Origin of the sequence: Paenibacillus violae, assembly GCF_032461945.1 — a bacterium.
Taxonomy (GTDB): domain Bacteria; phylum Bacillota; class Bacilli; order Paenibacillales; family NBRC-103111; genus Paenibacillus_E; species Paenibacillus_E violae.
The window spans coordinates 565,325-581,534 of sequence record NZ_JAWCUD010000002.1; the positions used below are offsets into that span (position 1 = coordinate 565,325).

General features: G+C 42.1%; 18 protein-coding genes. All 18 read right to left on the reverse strand.

Annotated elements, in window-relative coordinates:
- Positions 1-29: 29 nt before the first annotated feature.
- The gene (locus RQP52_RS09520; RefSeq protein ID WP_315951068.1) at positions 30-356 is read right to left on the reverse strand and encodes a hypothetical protein; all 327 of its coding nucleotides are present in this window, start codon (positions 354-356) and stop codon (positions 30-32) included.
- 19 nt (positions 357-375) lie between these two features.
- Entirely contained in the window at positions 376-1,785 is a 1,410-nt protein-coding gene (locus tag RQP52_RS09525; RefSeq protein WP_315951069.1) for a DUF342 domain-containing protein, read from the reverse strand.
- Positions 1,786-1,818: 33 nt separating this feature from the next.
- A complete protein-coding gene (locus tag RQP52_RS09530) occupies positions 1,819-2,607 on the reverse strand; it encodes a FliA/WhiG family RNA polymerase sigma factor (RefSeq protein WP_157321209.1) in 789 nt (262 codons plus the stop codon).
- A gap of 19 nt (positions 2,608-2,626) precedes the next feature.
- Positions 2,627-3,058 (reverse strand): hypothetical protein, encoded by a 432-nt coding sequence (locus tag RQP52_RS09535; RefSeq protein ID WP_315951070.1) that lies wholly within the window; start codon positions 3,056-3,058, stop codon positions 2,627-2,629.
- Positions 3,058-3,552, reverse strand: coding sequence for a chemotaxis protein CheD (locus RQP52_RS09540; protein ID WP_315951071.1), 495 nt, complete (start codon positions 3,550-3,552; stop codon positions 3,058-3,060). The genes RQP52_RS09535 and RQP52_RS09540 overlap by 1 nt, the downstream gene beginning before the upstream one ends.
- Positions 3,549-4,136 carry a chemotaxis protein CheC gene (locus RQP52_RS09545; protein WP_157322246.1) on the reverse strand — a complete coding sequence of 196 codons (588 nt, stop codon included), beginning with the start codon at positions 4,134-4,136 and terminating at the stop codon, positions 3,549-3,551. Before RQP52_RS09545 ends, RQP52_RS09540 begins: the two co-directional genes overlap by 4 nt.
- 36 nt (positions 4,137-4,172) lie before the next feature.
- Complete coding sequence (locus RQP52_RS09550; RefSeq protein ID WP_157321214.1) at positions 4,173-4,634, reverse strand: chemotaxis protein CheW; 462 nt, start codon at positions 4,632-4,634, stop codon at positions 4,173-4,175.
- Positions 4,635-4,661: 27 nt separating this feature from the next.
- The gene (locus RQP52_RS09555) at positions 4,662-6,734 is read right to left on the reverse strand and encodes a chemotaxis protein CheA (protein WP_315951072.1); all 2,073 of its coding nucleotides are present in this window, start codon (positions 6,732-6,734) and stop codon (positions 4,662-4,664) included.
- Between the two features lie 54 nt (positions 6,735-6,788).
- Positions 6,789-7,901 carry a protein-glutamate methylesterase/protein-glutamine glutaminase gene (locus tag RQP52_RS09560; RefSeq protein WP_315951073.1) on the reverse strand — a complete coding sequence of 371 codons (1,113 nt, stop codon included), beginning with the start codon at positions 7,899-7,901 and terminating at the stop codon, positions 6,789-6,791.
- A gap of 48 nt (positions 7,902-7,949) precedes the next feature.
- Entirely contained in the window at positions 7,950-8,819 is an 870-nt protein-coding gene (locus RQP52_RS09565) for a MinD/ParA family protein (protein WP_315951074.1), read from the reverse strand.
- Complete coding sequence (flhF, locus tag RQP52_RS09570) at positions 8,816-10,132, reverse strand: flagellar biosynthesis protein FlhF (protein ID WP_315951075.1); 1,317 nt, start codon at positions 10,130-10,132, stop codon at positions 8,816-8,818. Before flhF ends, RQP52_RS09565 begins: the two co-directional genes overlap by 4 nt.
- Positions 10,129-12,162, reverse strand: coding sequence for a flagellar biosynthesis protein FlhA (gene flhA, locus RQP52_RS09575; protein ID WP_315951076.1), 2,034 nt, complete (start codon positions 12,160-12,162; stop codon positions 10,129-10,131). Before flhA ends, flhF begins: the two co-directional genes overlap by 4 nt.
- Positions 12,163-12,183: 21 nt before the next feature.
- Positions 12,184-13,278, reverse strand: a complete 1,095-nt coding sequence (gene flhB, locus RQP52_RS09580) for a flagellar biosynthesis protein FlhB (RefSeq protein WP_315951077.1) — start codon at positions 13,276-13,278, stop codon at positions 12,184-12,186.
- A gap of 14 nt (positions 13,279-13,292) precedes the next feature.
- A complete protein-coding gene (fliR, locus tag RQP52_RS09585) occupies positions 13,293-14,090 on the reverse strand; it encodes a flagellar biosynthetic protein FliR (RefSeq protein ID WP_315951078.1) in 798 nt (265 codons plus the stop codon).
- Positions 14,091-14,102: 12 nt separating this feature from the next.
- Positions 14,103-14,372, reverse strand: coding sequence for a flagellar biosynthesis protein FliQ (fliQ, locus tag RQP52_RS09590; protein WP_127451055.1), 270 nt, complete (start codon positions 14,370-14,372; stop codon positions 14,103-14,105).
- Between the two features lie 26 nt (positions 14,373-14,398).
- On the reverse strand, positions 14,399-15,172 hold the full coding sequence (fliP, locus tag RQP52_RS09595; protein WP_315951079.1) for a flagellar type III secretion system pore protein FliP: 774 nt from the start codon (positions 15,170-15,172) through the stop codon (positions 14,399-14,401).
- On the reverse strand, positions 15,169-15,621 hold the full coding sequence (locus RQP52_RS09600) for a flagellar biosynthetic protein FliO (protein WP_315951080.1): 453 nt from the start codon (positions 15,619-15,621) through the stop codon (positions 15,169-15,171). Before RQP52_RS09600 ends, fliP begins: the two co-directional genes overlap by 4 nt.
- Positions 15,622-15,846: 225 nt before the next feature.
- Positions 15,847-16,209 (reverse strand): response regulator, encoded by a 363-nt coding sequence (locus RQP52_RS09605; RefSeq protein WP_127451060.1) that lies wholly within the window; start codon positions 16,207-16,209, stop codon positions 15,847-15,849.
- Position 16,210: the final 1 nt, after the last annotated feature.

Consider the following 16,210-nt stretch of genomic DNA (forward strand, 5'->3'; position numbering starts at 1 on the left):
CACCTTTTTCTTTTTAATGAGATAACGCCTTATAAGGATAAATCAATATGATGCCCTTTGTATGGATGATTCGGTTGATGTTCATGTTCTATAGAATCTGATGAAGACGAAAGCTTTTTGTTCTTGGGCTTCTTCTCAGCCATCTGCTGCTTCTGCCCGCCATGATCGTTGATATCCGTTCTAGCGCTTTCTTCAAGCTTACTGCTGCGTTGTCGATCTTTTTCAGTCAATTGTGCAGCCTGATTTTCTAGGATCGTTTCATCTTGGCGTGGTTTCTGCATCAGTTGATTCTGACGAATTCCCGCCTCATCGTTCTTGTGTACAGCGAACTGTAAATCGATGGCTTTAAAACTCATCGCTTACCCACTCCTTCACTCACACGTATGCACTCATATAAATATCTCCCTCATGCAAACGGAATGTCATTCGATTAGTCGAATCTTTGATGAATTTCGTATAGCGCCCAATGACAATCTTAGTTCCCCCGTAAACCGTCGACAAAACTTCAACCTTCGCTTGATCGGAATCTTCTAATGATTTTTCGATCTCAAGAATACGTTCCTTGATCGTATTTTGCTCTTCGATACCTTGTCTCTTGGTATGATTCAATTTAACGCGCATTGCAAGTTTATCCGGAGTGAGCTGACCCGCAGCAGCCAAAGTATCAAGCAATGAAAGGGCTTTATCTGTTTTGTCCATATTCTCCACAAAAACTCTCAACTGATTACGCAAATGAATCATTTCATTGCGGAGTTCTGGCAATACCCCCACTTCAATGACCGTTGTAGTTGACATGGAGTTTCCAATTGTACGTGCTGTCACACGTTCACCAGCTTGTATGGTGCCTCCAACAATCAGTCCCTTTGCTCCATTACAATTAACTGCTTTACCAGCTCGAATGGTAGAATGCATAATGCTCTGAGAAACTTTTAACTCCCCTAATACTTCAACGGTCGCATCTTGAATAAAAGAGCTCTTTACATTTTTTCCGGCTTTAACGAAAGCTTTATTTTGACCTACAATACCGGCATTTATCTCGATAGAGCCATCCGCTTCAAGCTCTGCGGCTTCTACGCCACCAGTGACACGAATATCGCCGGAAGCACGAATCTTAAACCCTGGCAGCACATTGCCGCGGACAACAACAGTACCGATAAAATCAATATTTCCAATATGATAATCTACATCTCCATTCACTTCATACACAGGAAATACATTAATCTTATCTCGATCGGTTTTCACAACCATCCCATCAATCAGGGCATATAGCCCCTTTTGTTCGGCGTCTGCAATCACATTCTTACCAATTTTAAAACGAGCTTCTTTCCCAGCTTTACTAAAAATCGTCTCACCTGTCACTGCACGTCCCGGAGTACCTTCGGTAGCTAAAAAACGTTGTCCAATCAGTTGTCCTTTTTTCACATTATTTAGAGATACCACTTCTTTATAATTTACTCTGCCGTCATCCAGCTCTTGAGGTTTTTTGTCATTATCATCCAAATCAAACGTATAAGAAATATAACCGTTAACACCTGGTTCTGCCTTCGTCCCAACAGCGATAACTACTTTTTGTTGATAAAAAGCTTTAGGATTTGCAGCTATTTGAGCTAACAGCGGTCGATTCAAGCCATGTACTATACGGTTTTTTTGAGTTAATTCTTCTAACTCAGCAGTTGTTACTATTAAAGTATCATCCATATTATTTATAAGTAAAAATGCTGACAATTTATCATCCGAGATGGAAATACTGATGTAATAATCTAAAGGCATGTTCCTCTCAAGCATGGAATTCCACCCTTCAACTTTAGCAAGTTTATGTTATGTATCCTGGAATAGCTGATTCTTAAACCGGCTAAGTACGCCCTTTAAACGAAGAATCGCTTTCGAATGTAGTTGCGAAATGCGCGAAGGAGATAAGCTCATAACTTCGGCGATTTCACTTAAAGAGAGTTCCTCGAAATAAAATAACGAAACCACAGTACGTTCCTTCTCTGTCAAACGCTCAATAGCTTTGGCCAGCGAGTCTTTCAAATAAAACTCATTCACTTGAAACTCCGGATTTTTAGCTTTTTCATCGACAAGCAACGAGAGCCGCGTTTCCGAATCTTCTTCTCGAATTGGATCATCAATCGAACACACCGTCGTAATAGAGATATCTTGAAGCATCTGTTGGAAATCTTGCTCACTGACCTGCAAGTATGCGCTAATCTCGGCATCTGTTACAGAACGAAGATACTGTTGTTCAAGCTTTTGATAAGCATCTTCAACCTTTTTGGCCTTTTCTCGAACAGAGCGCGGGACCCAATCTCCTTGCCTGAGGCCATCGATAATCGAGCCACGGATTCGCCAGGATGCGTAAGTTTCAAATTGTAGGCCGCGGGCATAATCAAATTTCTCCACGGCATCAATAAGACCCATCACGCCATAGCTGGACAGGTCCTCTTTCGAGACACTTTTGGGAAGTCCAATGGCGAGACGTCCTGAAACATAATCGACTAAAGGCAAGTAACTCTCAATCAGTGCCTGCTTAGCGGGAACCCAGCCTTCCTCTTTCCACTGCTTCCATAAGTCGAAATTCGCTAGTTGTGATTGCTTTTGTTCGATCATGATTTACGTTTCACCATCCTTAGTCTTCTGACATTCGCCGTAGGGCACCCGCCAGTTGTTCAGGTTCCAGATTATTCTTGGTGACTAACTTAGGTGGATTCAGTGGTGAAAATTGCATGTCAGCTGATGAAGGCGTATGTTTATTGCCCATATTAGCTTTCAATAGTTCACGTGTTTCCTCATCTTCTGGTGTTGTCAAATCCAACGTTTGACCAACGGATGAGTCTGGCGTCATATTCGCATATTGTGCGTGTCCTGCCGCGTGTTCAGCCCCAATCATCAGACCTAGCACCCACCGAAAGCCAAAGGTAAGTATAAATAAAATAAGAAAACTGTATAACGTTTTTAGACAGGAAGTTAGGAATAAATTATTGCCAATCGATAAGCCAAAAGTTAATAAACCCGCCAACCCTGCTACAATGAAATTTAGTCGAATAGTACCAATCATCATTAAATTTCTTTCACTCCTAATTGGACGCTTCGAATGACTAGAATACCGGTTTCACTATTAAATTCTATCGTTCGACCGTAATTCGCTCCTGTATCCTCCGCACGAATTGGAATTCTGTATTTATTCAACATTTCCTTACAGGATTCTACATTTCTCGGGCCAATTCTCATCGTATCATTATTCCCTGCGAATGCAAACATTTGGGCACCGCCTGCAAGCTTAGCCTCGAGCTTGCTAACGGTGGCTCCAAGCTGCTCCATTCTGGAGATTAACTCAGGAATGGCGGTGTCCGCATATTTCGCAATGTTTAAGGAACCTTCGCGGGCGATTTCAGAGGATGGCAGCATGACATGTGCCATTCCCGCTACTTTCACGCGGCTATCATAAAGCGTAACCCCTACACATGAGCCTAAACCTGTTGTTTTCAACACACCTGTCAGGTGAGCAACATTCAAGTCAGCCATGCCTACTTTAATCAAATTATCTTGGGTCATGAAGAATCTACTCCTAATGCCGAAAATATTTTGCCAAACGATTCCGGATCAGGAATTAGGAAGAAATGCCCTTGTACTTCACTTTCCCCTTCCAAAAATTTGGTGTCAATGAGAAGAGCCTGATCTCCCATTTGACCAAATTGCAATAAACCATAACTTAATATGGCACCTGCCATATCAATCGCTAATGCTGGGACTGTAGGCTGCATGTTCAAGTTAGTAAAATCAGCAAGAGAAGAAAGATAGGATCCGGCAAGGATATTGCCTATTTCGTTTAACGCAGATAACTCCAGCTCCGAATATTCTTCTTGATCTTCAATTTTCAAACCAATCAGGTCCCGCAGTATATTTTTGGCGGCATCTAAATTGAGGATAAAGAACATATTCCCTGGAGCGTCTCCTTCTACTCGTAAGAAAATGGCCAGAACAACCGTCTCAGCCCCGCCAACACTTTCACAAATTTCTTCAAAAGGAAGCATCCTGACTTTGGGTACAAGCATATCGATCGGTTTGTCCAATAGTGTAGATAAGGCGGTAGCAGCATGCCCCGCACCTATATTGCCAACTTCCTTGAGAACATCCATTTGAAAATCTGCCAACTGACTAAAAACGTCCACAAGTTAGTCCCCTAATCTTTCTAACTGTAAAATTTCGTCGCGGTTTAAAACCTGCTCTAAATTAAGCAGCACTAACAATCTTTCCTCGCCGACCCGAGCTATGCCATCCAGATATTTTGCTTTGATGCCGCCAACAATTTCTGGTGGAGTATCAATGTTATCGGTATCCAGGTCAATCACGTCATTAGCTGAATCTACGATTAAACCCACTTCAAACTCACCTGCAGACACGATGATAATCCGAGAAGCATCAGAAATCGCTTGCTCTTCGAGTCCAAAACGTGAGCGCAGATTGATAATCGGAATGACTACACCACGAAGATTAATTACACCTTTAACAAACTCAGGTGCTTTTGGAACACGCGTCATCGGCTGCATTCTTTCAATCGTTCTGACTTTCTCGACTTCCACGCCATACTCTTCCGATCCAAGTGCGAAGACGATTACCTTTTTTTCTTCTCCCATTGTAAGATCCTCCTTAGAATTATGTAGTTATTTAATCAATGCGTTTGGATCAATAATCAAAGCCACTTGCCCATCTCCAAGAATCGTAGCACCTGAGATCGCAAATAGTCCTGTTAAATACTTACCTAATGTTTTGAGAACAATCTCTTGTTGGCCGATAAATTCATCAACCATCAAAGCAACCTGCTTGTCCCCTTTACGAACAACCACAATTTCGGTTTCTTCTTCGAGATCCTCATTAAAATCCGGCACTTCAAACAACGTGCTCAAAGATACGAGAGGAATAACGGATTTGCGGTAATCCACCATTTTGTTACCGTGGATGTTGCGAATTTGATTTTTCTGGATCGCAGAAGTTTCCACGATAGAGGATAACGGTATCGCATATTTCTCGCTGCCAAGCCGTACTAACATAGCTGAAATAATAGAAAGTGTAAGCGGGAGCTGGACAGAGAATTTACTTCCTACGCCAGGCTTCGAGTCAACTTGCACATGTCCGCCAAGCATTTGAATCTTGGTTTTCACGACATCAAGTCCTACGCCGCGACCAGAAATATCTGAAATTTTTTCAGCCGTACTGAAGCCAGAGGCGAACAGTAAATTGTAAACTTCTTTATCCGTCAGCTTTGCGGCTTGCTCAGCCGTTACAAGTCCATTTTTCAGTGCCGTTTTTAATACTTTCTCTCTATAAATGCCTCTTCCATCTTCTTCTATTTCGATAAAAACATGATTGCCGCTATGGAAAGCACGAAGTTGGATGGTTCCATGTTCACTTTTCCCTACAGCTACACGGTCACTAATCGACTCAATACCATGATCAACCGCGTTACGCAGCAAGTGAACAAGCGGGTCGCCAATCTCATCGATAACGGTACGGTCTAATTCCGTTTCTGCACCTGTGATCACTAAATCTACTTTCTTATCTAGTGATTTCGCCAGATCCCTGATCATCCGCGGGAAACGATTGAATACGGAGTCTACAGGCACCATGCGAAGTTTAAGCACAATATTTTGCAAGTCGCTGCTTACTCTAGACATGTGTTCGACGGTTTCTGTTAAATCATTACGCTTAACTTCACTCGCCAGTTGTTCCAAACGCACACGGTCAATTAATAACTCGCTAAAAAGATTCATTAATGCGTCAAGACGTTCAATATCAACGCGAATGGTACGGCTTGCAACAGGTGCTCCGCCAGCTGCCGGTTTAGCTGCTGCCACTGGTTCTGCCGCAACTGGAGTACTCGTAACAGCAACAACAGGAGTTGGTGCCTCTACAGCCGCTACAGCAGCAGCGATTTCTTTCCTTGCCGCTTCAACTTCGCTGCGAGGACGGGATAGTTCTACCAAGGATTCGGAATCAACCGTAATAATTACAGCAGATTCAATCTCTGAAACATTAAGAATCTCTTTTTCTAGTGTTGCGTGATCAACTTTGGATATAAAATAAAGCGAGAATGAGCGGTCGAATTTCTCTTGCTCGATCTCTTGCACAGATGGCGTCGCTTTGACGATCTCACCCATTCTTTCCAAAGCATCAAAAACCATATAAGCACGTGCGGCTTTTAGTACACAGTTCTCATTGACGTTAACTTCTACGTAGAAAACAAGAAAACCCGCATCAATTGATTGCTGAAGAATGGAGAATTGAAATTCGTCTACTTCAATGCCTTTAGCTGGTTCCTTTACTGCCGCAACAGCTTTAGTTGAAGCTGTTAAGTATTCTCCAGTCACAATGGATCTCAGTGATACGACAATCGGCGTAACATCCGCTTTTCCAGTGCCACCTTGGATAATGTCTTCCACCATAGACTCTAAGGAATCTAAACTTTTAAAAATACAGTCAAAAATGAAATCATTCATTTCGATTTTACTATTGCGGACCATGTCCAGAACGTTTTCCATTTCATGCGTGAGAGAAGCGATATCCTCAAAACCCATTGTTGCAGACATGCCCTTCAACGTATGCGCAGAACGAAAAATATTATGTACAATGCTAATATCTTGAGGGTTGCTTTCTAAACTTAGTAAGTTCTCATTCAAAGATTGCAAGTGTTCTTTCGACTCATCGATAAACATGGATAAATATTGACTAAGTTCCAAAACCACACACCTCCAATAGGATCTTTAAGTAACTTGCTTGCATTGTTCCATCAATTAAGGAAGTACACATTGCGCCAAGCGGGCAGCAATATGATGCTGTGGAAGTACGTGCATTGCCGCTTGCATCTCTACGGCAGCCCGAGGCATGCCATAAACTACACACGTTTCTTCAGACTCCGCAATGGTTGTTGCTGCACCCGATTGCCTTAAGGAAAGCATTCCCCTGGCGCCATCGCTACCCATCCCCGTCATCAAGACGATGTGCCTCTTCAACTCATTCAGGCCAAGCAAGGACTCAAAGAGGGCATCCACCGAAGGACGGTGGCCAGAACGAGGTTCTTCTTTTGTTAATTTAATTTTGTATGTATGATTAACATCTTTGTATACAATCATATGCCAACCTCCCGGAGCAACATAAGCCGTTGCCGTTTTGAGAACATCCCCCTCAGCTGCTTCTACAACTTGAATCTGAGAGATGTCATTCAACCGCTGAGCTAATGACTTCGTGAAATTAGGCGGCATATGTTGGACAATAAGGATCGGAGCAGGAAACCCTGCCGGGATACTGGAGATCACTTGGTGCAAGGCTCGTGGTCCACCCGTAGAAGTTCCAATTGCAACTAGATGCTCAAAATTCGGTGAATTTTCTGCCAACGTTTTCTTCGCATCTAACTGTTTCAGTGTACTGACTTTATTAAGTAGAAGAGGAGCTAAATTACTTCTAGGCGCTACGATTGGCTGCTGAATGGGCTGAAATGATCTCAACTTGGTTCGAACAGCCATGTGCAGTTTTTCGTGCAGCAGCTGCTTTACTTTATATAAGTCCAATGAGATGGAACCCGATGGCTTTCGAATAAAGTCGACAGCACCCCATTCAAGCGCTTTAATCGTTTCTGCCGCCCCTTCCTCGGTTAAAGAGCTTATCATGATTACCGGAGTTGGCTGCTCAGCCATAATGCGCTGCAATGCATCCAACCCGTTCATCACAGGCATTTCTACATCCATTGTGACGGCATCAGGCCGTAGAAGCTTCACTTGGTCAATAGCTTCTTGTCCATTTTTGGCAGTTCCAATGATGTTATACTGAGGATTATCTGAAATCAGATCGCTAATTATTTTTCGCATAAAGACGGAGTCATCTACAACTAGTATGTTATATTGTGCCATGCTGTTTCCCTCCCTTTATGTGCTAATTCGACATAACTCGCGAAATTCCTATTTCAAAAGTCGCATCATTTTATTCAAAAAGCCCTTGACACCAGGAGAAGAAGTATCAACGACGTGATAACCTTTGATATAATCGACTACAAGCGATTGTAAGCTTCTAGCTGCGACCGAGTTTGGAAAAGCAATGGTAAAGGGAACTTGCCTTTTTACAGCTTTTGACACAGACGCATCATCTTCCACAAAACCTAGTGTAGGAACCTGGATGCCTAAGAATTGTTTGGCCACCAAAGCGATTTTGTCCGCTGTTTGTTTGCCTTCTTTTCGATCCGCAACCCGGTTTATGATTAACTTAAAGGACACATCGTGTCCCATCGAGTTAACCATTTTGATGATCGCATAAGCATCCGTAATGGAAGTTGGTTCTGGAGTCGTTACCACGAAAGTTTCCTCAGCCGCCAGAATGAATTTTAATGTTTCTTTTGACAAACCAGCACCCGTGTCAAAAATGATGAAATCAACATAACCGTTAAGCTGCATCACCTGCTCAGCAAAGTAATCCAGTTCGTCTTCCGTTAAACGAAGCAGATCGTTGAAACCAGAGCCACCTGCAATGAAATCTAAATCATTCGAACCTTTTTGGATGATTTCCCAAATGGTTTTTTCCTTTTTCAACAAGTGATACAAATTGTACTTAGAGGAAATGCCCATCAACACATCAATATTGGCAAGCCCTAAGTCGGCATCAAAAACAAGAACCTTATAACCTTGGGACTGAAGCGCTAAAGCAAAGTTCAGCGTAACATTCGATTTCCCTACGCCGCCCTTTCCGCTAGTCACGGTAATAATCCTGGTCGATTTTGTGCCTTTATCATTCTGAATTTGAACCAGGTTCCGTAACCCTTCTGCTTGATCCTTCATGCTCTAGGTTCCTCCAATAACAAATCAATGATTTGCCACTCATTCAATTCTGTAATGTCATCCGGCACGCTCTGACCATTGGTCACATACGAGATTTGAAGAGAGAACTCATGAACAATATTAACAATAGCTCCGTAAGAATCCGTTTCATCCATTTTGGTGAAAATGACTTTATCCAGCTTAAATTTGTTGAAGTTGTTCGTAATTGCCTTCATATCTCTATATTTCGTTGTTAAGCTAAGCACAAGGATCGTCTCGCTGCTGCCTTGTGTTTTGAGCAATGAATTAAGCTCCGAGACGTACATTTCATTACGAAAATTGCGACCGGCTGTATCCATGAAAATAACATCACAATCCGCTAGGTTTTGAAATGCTTTTACTAAATCTTGCGGGGAAAAGACAACTTCTAATGGAACGTTCAAAATGGTGGCATACGTTTTTAATTGTTCGATAGCCGCAATACGGTAAGTGTCTGAAGTAATAAATCCAACCTTGCGTTGATACTTCAATACTTGTTCAGCAGCCAGTTTCGCAATAGTCGTCGTCTTACCGACTCCAGTCGGTCCCACAAAATGAACAACACGCGTATTCGGTGAAATTTTCTTGCTATGGTCGGACTGAAAAACCTGAGCCAGCTTAGCTTTAACCAGTTGTACAGCACTTTCTTCTGTCACCGGCTCATCTGCAAGTTGAAAATCAGCGACAGTCTCATCCATAATTTGACGTATTAGCTTATGATCTACTTCTTGATCACTTAATCGCTGTTCAAGTTTTTGAAGAGGCTCAGGGAGTGCGAACACATCCGATGCTTGTGTTAACTTCTTCATCATCTCTTTCATCTGTTTAAGTTCCTCAATAAGCTGCTCGTCCTTTTGGTAGCTAATCTTATTAGGCGCATTGACCGATGCCGGTGTATAGGTTTGTTGCGACGTTTGAGTTAAAGATGAGGCTGTATCTACAACAAATTTGGCAGCAACGGGCTCATTTTCTGCCGAAACATTCACGAGAACATCCGGTACTTCCGGAAAATCTGACTGATGAGGCTGAGACTTTGCCGCATACACATGAGAAATCATTGACTGCTGCTTCTGCTGCTGAAGTTGCGATGTAACCTTGGGTGCAGTCGGTGCTGCATTAGAATTCGTATTATCAATAGCAGCTATGACCTCAATCTTTTTCTTGCCAAACATACCAAGAAATCCGCCTGTGCGAATTTCTTTGGTGTTAAGAATCACTGCATCCTTCCCTAAATCAGTGCGAATTTTCTGCAAGGCATCAGGCATGGAATCAACAACATATCTTTTTACTCTCATAAATTGACTACCCCCATGCTCTGAATTTCTACGCTAGGCTCTAACTCGCTGTATGATAAAACGGGAATGTCTTGCAGCGTTCTTTCAAGCAGTTGTCTCAAGTACATCCGAATCGTTGGTGAGGTTAAAATAACAGGCTGTTGCCCAGATTGAATTAATTTGCTTACTTGTTCGCTTACGCGATGGTAAATAATTTGAGATGAGGACGGGTCTAGGGCCAAATAGCTTCCCTGATCGGACTGCTGTACAGAATCAGCTATTTTCTTTTCCACAGACGGGCCTACTGTAATAACTTTCAATGAATCTCCCAATGACGTGAATTGCTGCGTAATCTGTCTGGATAATGATTGTCTGACATATTCCGTCAAGATCTCAGGGTCTTTCGTATAAGCGCCATAATCGGCAAGTGTCTCCAGAATAGTAACCAAGTCGCGAACAGAAATTTTCTCCTTAAGCAGCTTAGCCAACACTTTTTGAACATCACCAATCGACAATACGGAAGGGATAAGATCATCCACAAGCGCAGGGTAAGATTCGCGAACATTATCGATGAGCGCTTTCGTTTCTTGGCGTCCAAGAAGCTCATGTGTATGTTTCTTAATAACTTCTGTTAGATGAGTAGCTACTACAGAAGGAGGATCAACAACAGTGTATCCTGATAACTCGGCTCGCTCTTTGGTCACTTCATCGATCCAGATGGCAGGCAATCCAAAAGCAGGCTCCGTTGTCTCAATACCGGCAATTGAATCATCATCAATTCCTGGGCTCATGGCCAGATAGTGATTAAGGAGTAGTTCGCCGCGTGCCACCGTATTGCCTTTAATTTTGATGATATACTCGTTCGGGCGCAGTTGAATATTGTCGCGTATGCGAATTACAGGTACGACAACCCCTAATTCAAGTGCGCATTGCCTACGAATTAAAATAATTCGATCAAGTAAATCTCCACCTTGCTGCGTATCCGCGAGTGGAATTAAGCCGTAACCAAATTCAAATTCAATCGGATCAACTTGCAGTAAAGAGATAACACTTTCGGGACTTCGAACTTCCTCGATTTGCTGCTCTTCCACCAATTGTTCTTCTTTGATGGCTTCTCGTTCCAAGTTCTTTTGCATTTTGTACCCGGCGAAAACCAACAATCCGGCAATCGGAAAAGTCGTAAACCAATGGATCGGTGTAAAAATCCCCAGCATCACTAGCGTACCTGCAACAATATAAAGTAGTTTAGGTTGTGAAGTTAACTGCTTGGTCACATCAGTACCTAAGTTTCCTTCTGAAGATGCTCTTGTGACGATAATACCAGCAGCCGTTGAAATCAGTAGTGCTGGAATTTGGGAGACGAGTCCATCTCCAATCGTTAGAATCGAAAAGGTTTGAAGGGCTTCGGAGAAATCCATGCCTTTCATCGTCATCCCAATGATAAAGCCACCAATCAAATTGATGACCAAAATAACAATACCAGCAATAGCATCCCCTTTTACGAATTTGCTGGCACCATCCATGGCCCCGTAGAAATCTGCTTCTCGCTCAATCTTCTGTCTTCGTTCGCGTGCTTGAACCTCATTTATCAATCCGGCATTCAGATCCGCATCGATACTCATTTGTTTACCCGGCATCGCATCGAGCGTAAATCTAGCTGCAACCTCGGCAACGCGCTCAGAACCTTTGGTAATTACGATGAATTGAACTAAGACAAGGATAAGGAATACGACAAATCCTACGACGATATTTCCTTGCGCTACGAAAGAACCAAAAGTTCTGACCACGTCGCCTGCTTCTGCATGAGACAAAATATTTCGTGTTGTCGACACGTTTAGCGCTAACCGAAACAACGTAGTGATCAAGAGTAGAGACGGGAAGATAGAAAATTGCAAGGCTTCTTGCGTGTTCATGGCAACCAAAATAATCATTAAAGCAATAGAGATATTAATTATTAGAAGAAAATCCAACAAAGGGATTGGAACTGGTACAATCATCATTAAAACAATACCGATAATGCCTATAAGAACGAACAAATCCTTGACTCTCATTAGATTGTACCCCCCTTCTTATTAATTCGTCTTGCCCTTCATTTTATATACATACGCCAACACTTCTGCGACAGCTTGGAACAGCTCAGCCGGAATTGAGTCTCCTATTTCCACCTGTGCAAAGATCGCACGAGCAAGCGGTTTGTTTTCCATTGTAATAATACCGTTGTTCTTGGCAACTTCTTTGATTTTCAAAGCAACGTAATCGGCGCCTTTTGCAATAACGGTAGGGGCTTGCATATTGGTGGAATCATATTTAAGAGCAACTGCAAAGTGAGTTGGATTCGTAATAATGACATCCGCTTTAGGAACTTCCTGCATCATTCGCTGCATCGCCATCTGGCGCTGCTTCGCACGAATCTTTCCTTTAATGAAGGGATCTCCCTCACTTTTCTTATACTCATCTTTGATGTCCTGCTTGGACATTCTAAGACTTTTCTCATGTTCATATTTTTGATAAATGTAGTCAAAAATGGCAAGTACGATGAGAATTGCGCCAATCTTTATACCTAATTTTAAGGTAATCGAAGCGATAAACGAGAATGTGCTTTCTAGTGGAGCATGTCCCAACCCCAACAATCTAGCCTTTTCTCCCATTAATGTCGTGTAAACAACATAACCGATAATTGTCAATTTCAATGTAGACTTCAAAAATTCCATCACTGTTCGTAAAGAAAAGATCCGTTTAAATCCTTCTAATGGATTAATCTTATTGAATTTCATCATCAAGGGGTCACCGATAAACATGAACCCGATTTGCGCATAATTCGCAATAAAAGCGATAATCACAGCCAGCAGAAAGATAGGACCTAAGATAAAAAATCCTTGCTTGACCAAATCGGCGAAAAGCGCTTGAACATTGCTAGCCGTAATATCCATCGTCAGTTCATTCTCATATACATTGCGAAAAATGTTAATTATCTTCTCTTTCATGTATCTACCAAACATTAGAAACGACAAGAAAGAAAAGAGCAAAATAAGTGCCGCGGGTAAGTCCATACTTTTCGCAACTTGCCCTTTCTTGCGTGCATCCTGCCTTTTCCTCGCCGTAGCTGGCTCCGTCTTTTCCCCAGCAAACCATTGTAAATCAAGCTGCAAACGACGTTGTTGGGACACGGCTTTCCTCCTGCCTAGGGAGATGGTTGCTGTGTTCCACTGATGAGCCCAAGCAGCTTCTCCATGATTTCGAAAATAGTTGAGAACAAAGATTGGAATTGTGAAATTAATTCCGGGAATAAAACAACAAGTAAGAAAAAGCCTAGAATCATTTTAAGCGGCGCACCGATAACAAAAATGTTAAATTGCGGAGCAACCCTCGTTAACAGCCCTAAACCTAAATCGGTTAGAAAAAGAGCGGCAATAATCGGTGCAGCAAGTTGAAACGAAAGATAAAACATTTTGGTCAAAGAATGAAACAAAAAGTCAGATATCTCACCGCTGTACATCCGAGCAAACAACTGGTTGTCCAACGGAACCCACTTATAACTATCCATAATCGCTCTAAGTAGGTAATGATGACCGTCAAATGAAAGGAATAACAGCACGGCAATCATATACTTGAGGTTACCTAACATTGGCGTTGAAGCCCCTGTTAGCGGGTCTATTACGCTTGCCATACTGAAACCAATTTGCATGTCCATCAGAGAACCGGCGGTTTGAATAACCGAAAAAAAGAGATAGGCAAGAAAACCAAGCAAAATGCCGATCAGCATTTCACGAATAATCAAAAGAACATATTCACCATCCATCGGAATGGGCTTATCCAACCCCATACTCGCAAAAATAAGAAATGAGATGAATACGGATAGACCGATCTTGAACATCATGGGCACGTTTCTAGAAGATAGAATCGGCACCACGACAAAGAATGATGTAATTCGACAAAAGATAAGCAAAAAAATAGGGATTGCCTGAAAAACTAATGTCATCGCGCTCACAACCTATCCAACGAATTTGTAAAGGTTGTTGAGTAAATTGAACGTAAAATCAACCAGTGTGTTCATGATCCACGGACCAAAGATGAGGATTGACAGCAGCACAGCGACGATTTTGGGAACAAAAGCTAGCGTTTGCTCTTGAATCTGTGTTGTCGCCTGAAAAATACTTATAATCAGACCTACGACAAGCCCAATGACAAGCATGGGAGCACTTGCTTTAAGCACCGTGTAAACAGCTTCACCAGCAATTCTTATTACAAATTCCGACCCCATTTAAGAAACCTCCGATATCTTGATCCTCAACTATAGCTTAGGAGTAATGATCTCACCACAAGATACCAGCCATCTACCAAGATAAAAAGTAGAATCTTAAACGGTAATGAAATCATAACAGGCGGCAGCATCATCATCCCCATTGCCATCAAGGTGCTGGAAACGACCATATCAATGACCAGGAACGGAATGAATATCATGAATCCCATTTGGAAAGCAGATTTCAACTCACTAATCGCATAAGCAGGAACTAATGAAGTTAGCGGAATATCTTCCACACCTGTAGGTGCCTTTGCCTTGGTGTAATCTAAAAATAACTTTAAATCCTTCTGACGCGTATGCTTGAACATAAACTTTTTCATAGGCAATGAAGCCTTCTCGAAAGCCTGGGTTTGATTGATTTCACCCTTCATATAAGGTTGAAGAGCTACTTGATTCACTTCTCCTAAAGTTGGAGACATGATAAAGAAGGTTAAAAACAGAGCGAGTCCGATTAGAACCTGGTTAGGTGGCATCTGCTGGGTCCCTAGTGAAGTACGGACGAAACCGAGCACAATGACTATTCTTGTAAAACTAGTCATTAGAATGAGAAAAGATGGTGCAAGACTCAAAACGGTTAACAGCAGCAATAGTGTTACTGTGTTAGATGACCCTCCGGCTGTCCCTCCAGTCCCAATGTTTACGTTTAAACCTGGAATCGGATTGTTAGGATCGGTCTCCGCAGCTGATGCTGTCAAAGAGAGTAGAAACACAGAAATCAACACAATGAGAAGTGTAAAAACAATTTTATTTCGTTTCATTCATCATTCAACCGATCTTTTTGTTTTTGATCAGAAAGCCATTCTTCTACATTTCGATTACGATTAGTTACACGCTGTAGCTTATCATGAAATACTTGCTGAAAGGCAGAGTTAATTTCTACTTCTTCTTCGATGTCTTTTTTTCTAATTGGCAGTTTACTGATCCACTTGCTAACAGATCCGAATCCCATTCGATCATCCTGAGAAGAAATCAGAAGTTCAGTGATGTATGCTACTTCATCGGCGTCATTGATTTTATCCAACAGCTGGATGTTATCTCCGACGCCAACTACGAAGAGCGAATGTCCAATTTCAACGATTTGAATGGATTTATTTTGGCCTAGGGGAACTCCACCTAAAGATCGAATTGAGTTCCCAAACATTGTTCCTTTATTTTTCTTCGCTACGTACCTAATTAGCACATAGAAAAGGAGAATAATTAAAATCAAGAAGAATATGACCTTAAAAATCATCCCAAACGTCCCCGTTGGATCGGTACTCGGATAATCCGTTGTTGGAAGTCCTTGCCCGGGTTCAGTTTCAGCAAAACCGACGGACCTTGTATACAACATTGCGGTTAAACCGAGTATGCCTGTTAGCAGTCTTTTCGAGCAGAGTCTTCTCATATCCACAATCCTTTCGGTGTATGTAAGACTCGACCGAACGAAGACGGCTTAACCTAGAGTCTTTTTAATAGCTTCAATAACACGGTCTGCTTGGAAAGGCTTCACGATAAAGTCCTTCGCACCAGCTTGAATGGCGTCAATTACCATTGCTTGTTGTCCCATCGCTGAGCACATGATTACTTTAGCGCTAGGTTCAATTTTCTTAATTTCCTTCAAAGCTTGAATACCATCCATCTCTGGCATTGTGATATCCATTGTAATCAGATCCGGTTTCAACTCTTTGTATTTTTCGATAGCTTGTGCACCATCATTCGCTTCTCCACAAACCTCGTAACCATTTTTTGTCAAAATATCACGAATCATCATTCTCATGAAAGCAGCATCATCTACAATTAGAATACGGTTAGCCATG

Excerpts from the sequence above, each read along its gene's own strand:
- RQP52_RS09520 (WP_315951068.1), bottom strand. The coding sequence starts at position 356 with ATGAGTTTTAAAGCCATCGATTTACAGTTCGCTGTACACAAGAACGAT.
- RQP52_RS09525 (WP_315951069.1), bottom strand. The coding sequence starts at position 1,785 with ATGCTTGAGAGGAACATGCCTTTAGATTATTACATCAGTATTTCCATC.
- RQP52_RS09530 (WP_157321209.1), bottom strand. The coding sequence starts at position 2,607 with ATGATCGAACAAAAGCAATCACAACTAGCGAATTTCGACTTATGGAAG.
- RQP52_RS09535 (WP_315951070.1), bottom strand. The coding sequence starts at position 3,058 with ATGATGATTGGTACTATTCGACTAAATTTCATTGTAGCAGGGTTGGCG.
- RQP52_RS09540 (WP_315951071.1), bottom strand. The coding sequence starts at position 3,552 with ATGACCCAAGATAATTTGATTAAAGTAGGCATGGCTGACTTGAATGTT.
- RQP52_RS09545 (WP_157322246.1), bottom strand. The coding sequence starts at position 4,136 with ATGGATGTTCTCAAGGAAGTTGGCAATATAGGTGCGGGGCATGCTGCT.
- RQP52_RS09550 (WP_157321214.1), bottom strand. The coding sequence starts at position 4,634 with ATGGGAGAAGAAAAAAAGGTAATCGTCTTCGCACTTGGATCGGAAGAG.
- RQP52_RS09560 (WP_315951073.1), bottom strand. The coding sequence starts at position 7,901 with ATGGCACAATATAACATACTAGTTGTAGATGACTCCGTCTTTATGCGA.
- RQP52_RS09565 (WP_315951074.1), bottom strand. The coding sequence starts at position 8,819 with ATGAAGGATCAAGCAGAAGGGTTACGGAACCTGGTTCAAATTCAGAAT.
- flhF (WP_315951075.1), bottom strand. The coding sequence starts at position 10,132 with ATGAGAGTAAAAAGATATGTTGTTGATTCCATGCCTGATGCCTTGCAG.
- flhA (WP_315951076.1), bottom strand. The coding sequence starts at position 12,162 with ATGAGAGTCAAGGATTTGTTCGTTCTTATAGGCATTATCGGTATTGTT.
- fliR (WP_315951078.1), bottom strand. The coding sequence starts at position 14,090 with ATGACATTAGTTTTTCAGGCAATCCCTATTTTTTTGCTTATCTTTTGT.
- fliQ (WP_127451055.1), bottom strand. The coding sequence starts at position 14,372 with ATGGGGTCGGAATTTGTAATAAGAATTGCTGGTGAAGCTGTTTACACG.
- fliP (WP_315951079.1), bottom strand. The coding sequence starts at position 15,172 with ATGAAACGAAATAAAATTGTTTTTACACTTCTCATTGTGTTGATTTCT.
- RQP52_RS09605 (WP_127451060.1), bottom strand. The coding sequence starts at position 16,209 with ATGGCTAACCGTATTCTAATTGTAGATGATGCTGCTTTCATGAGAATG.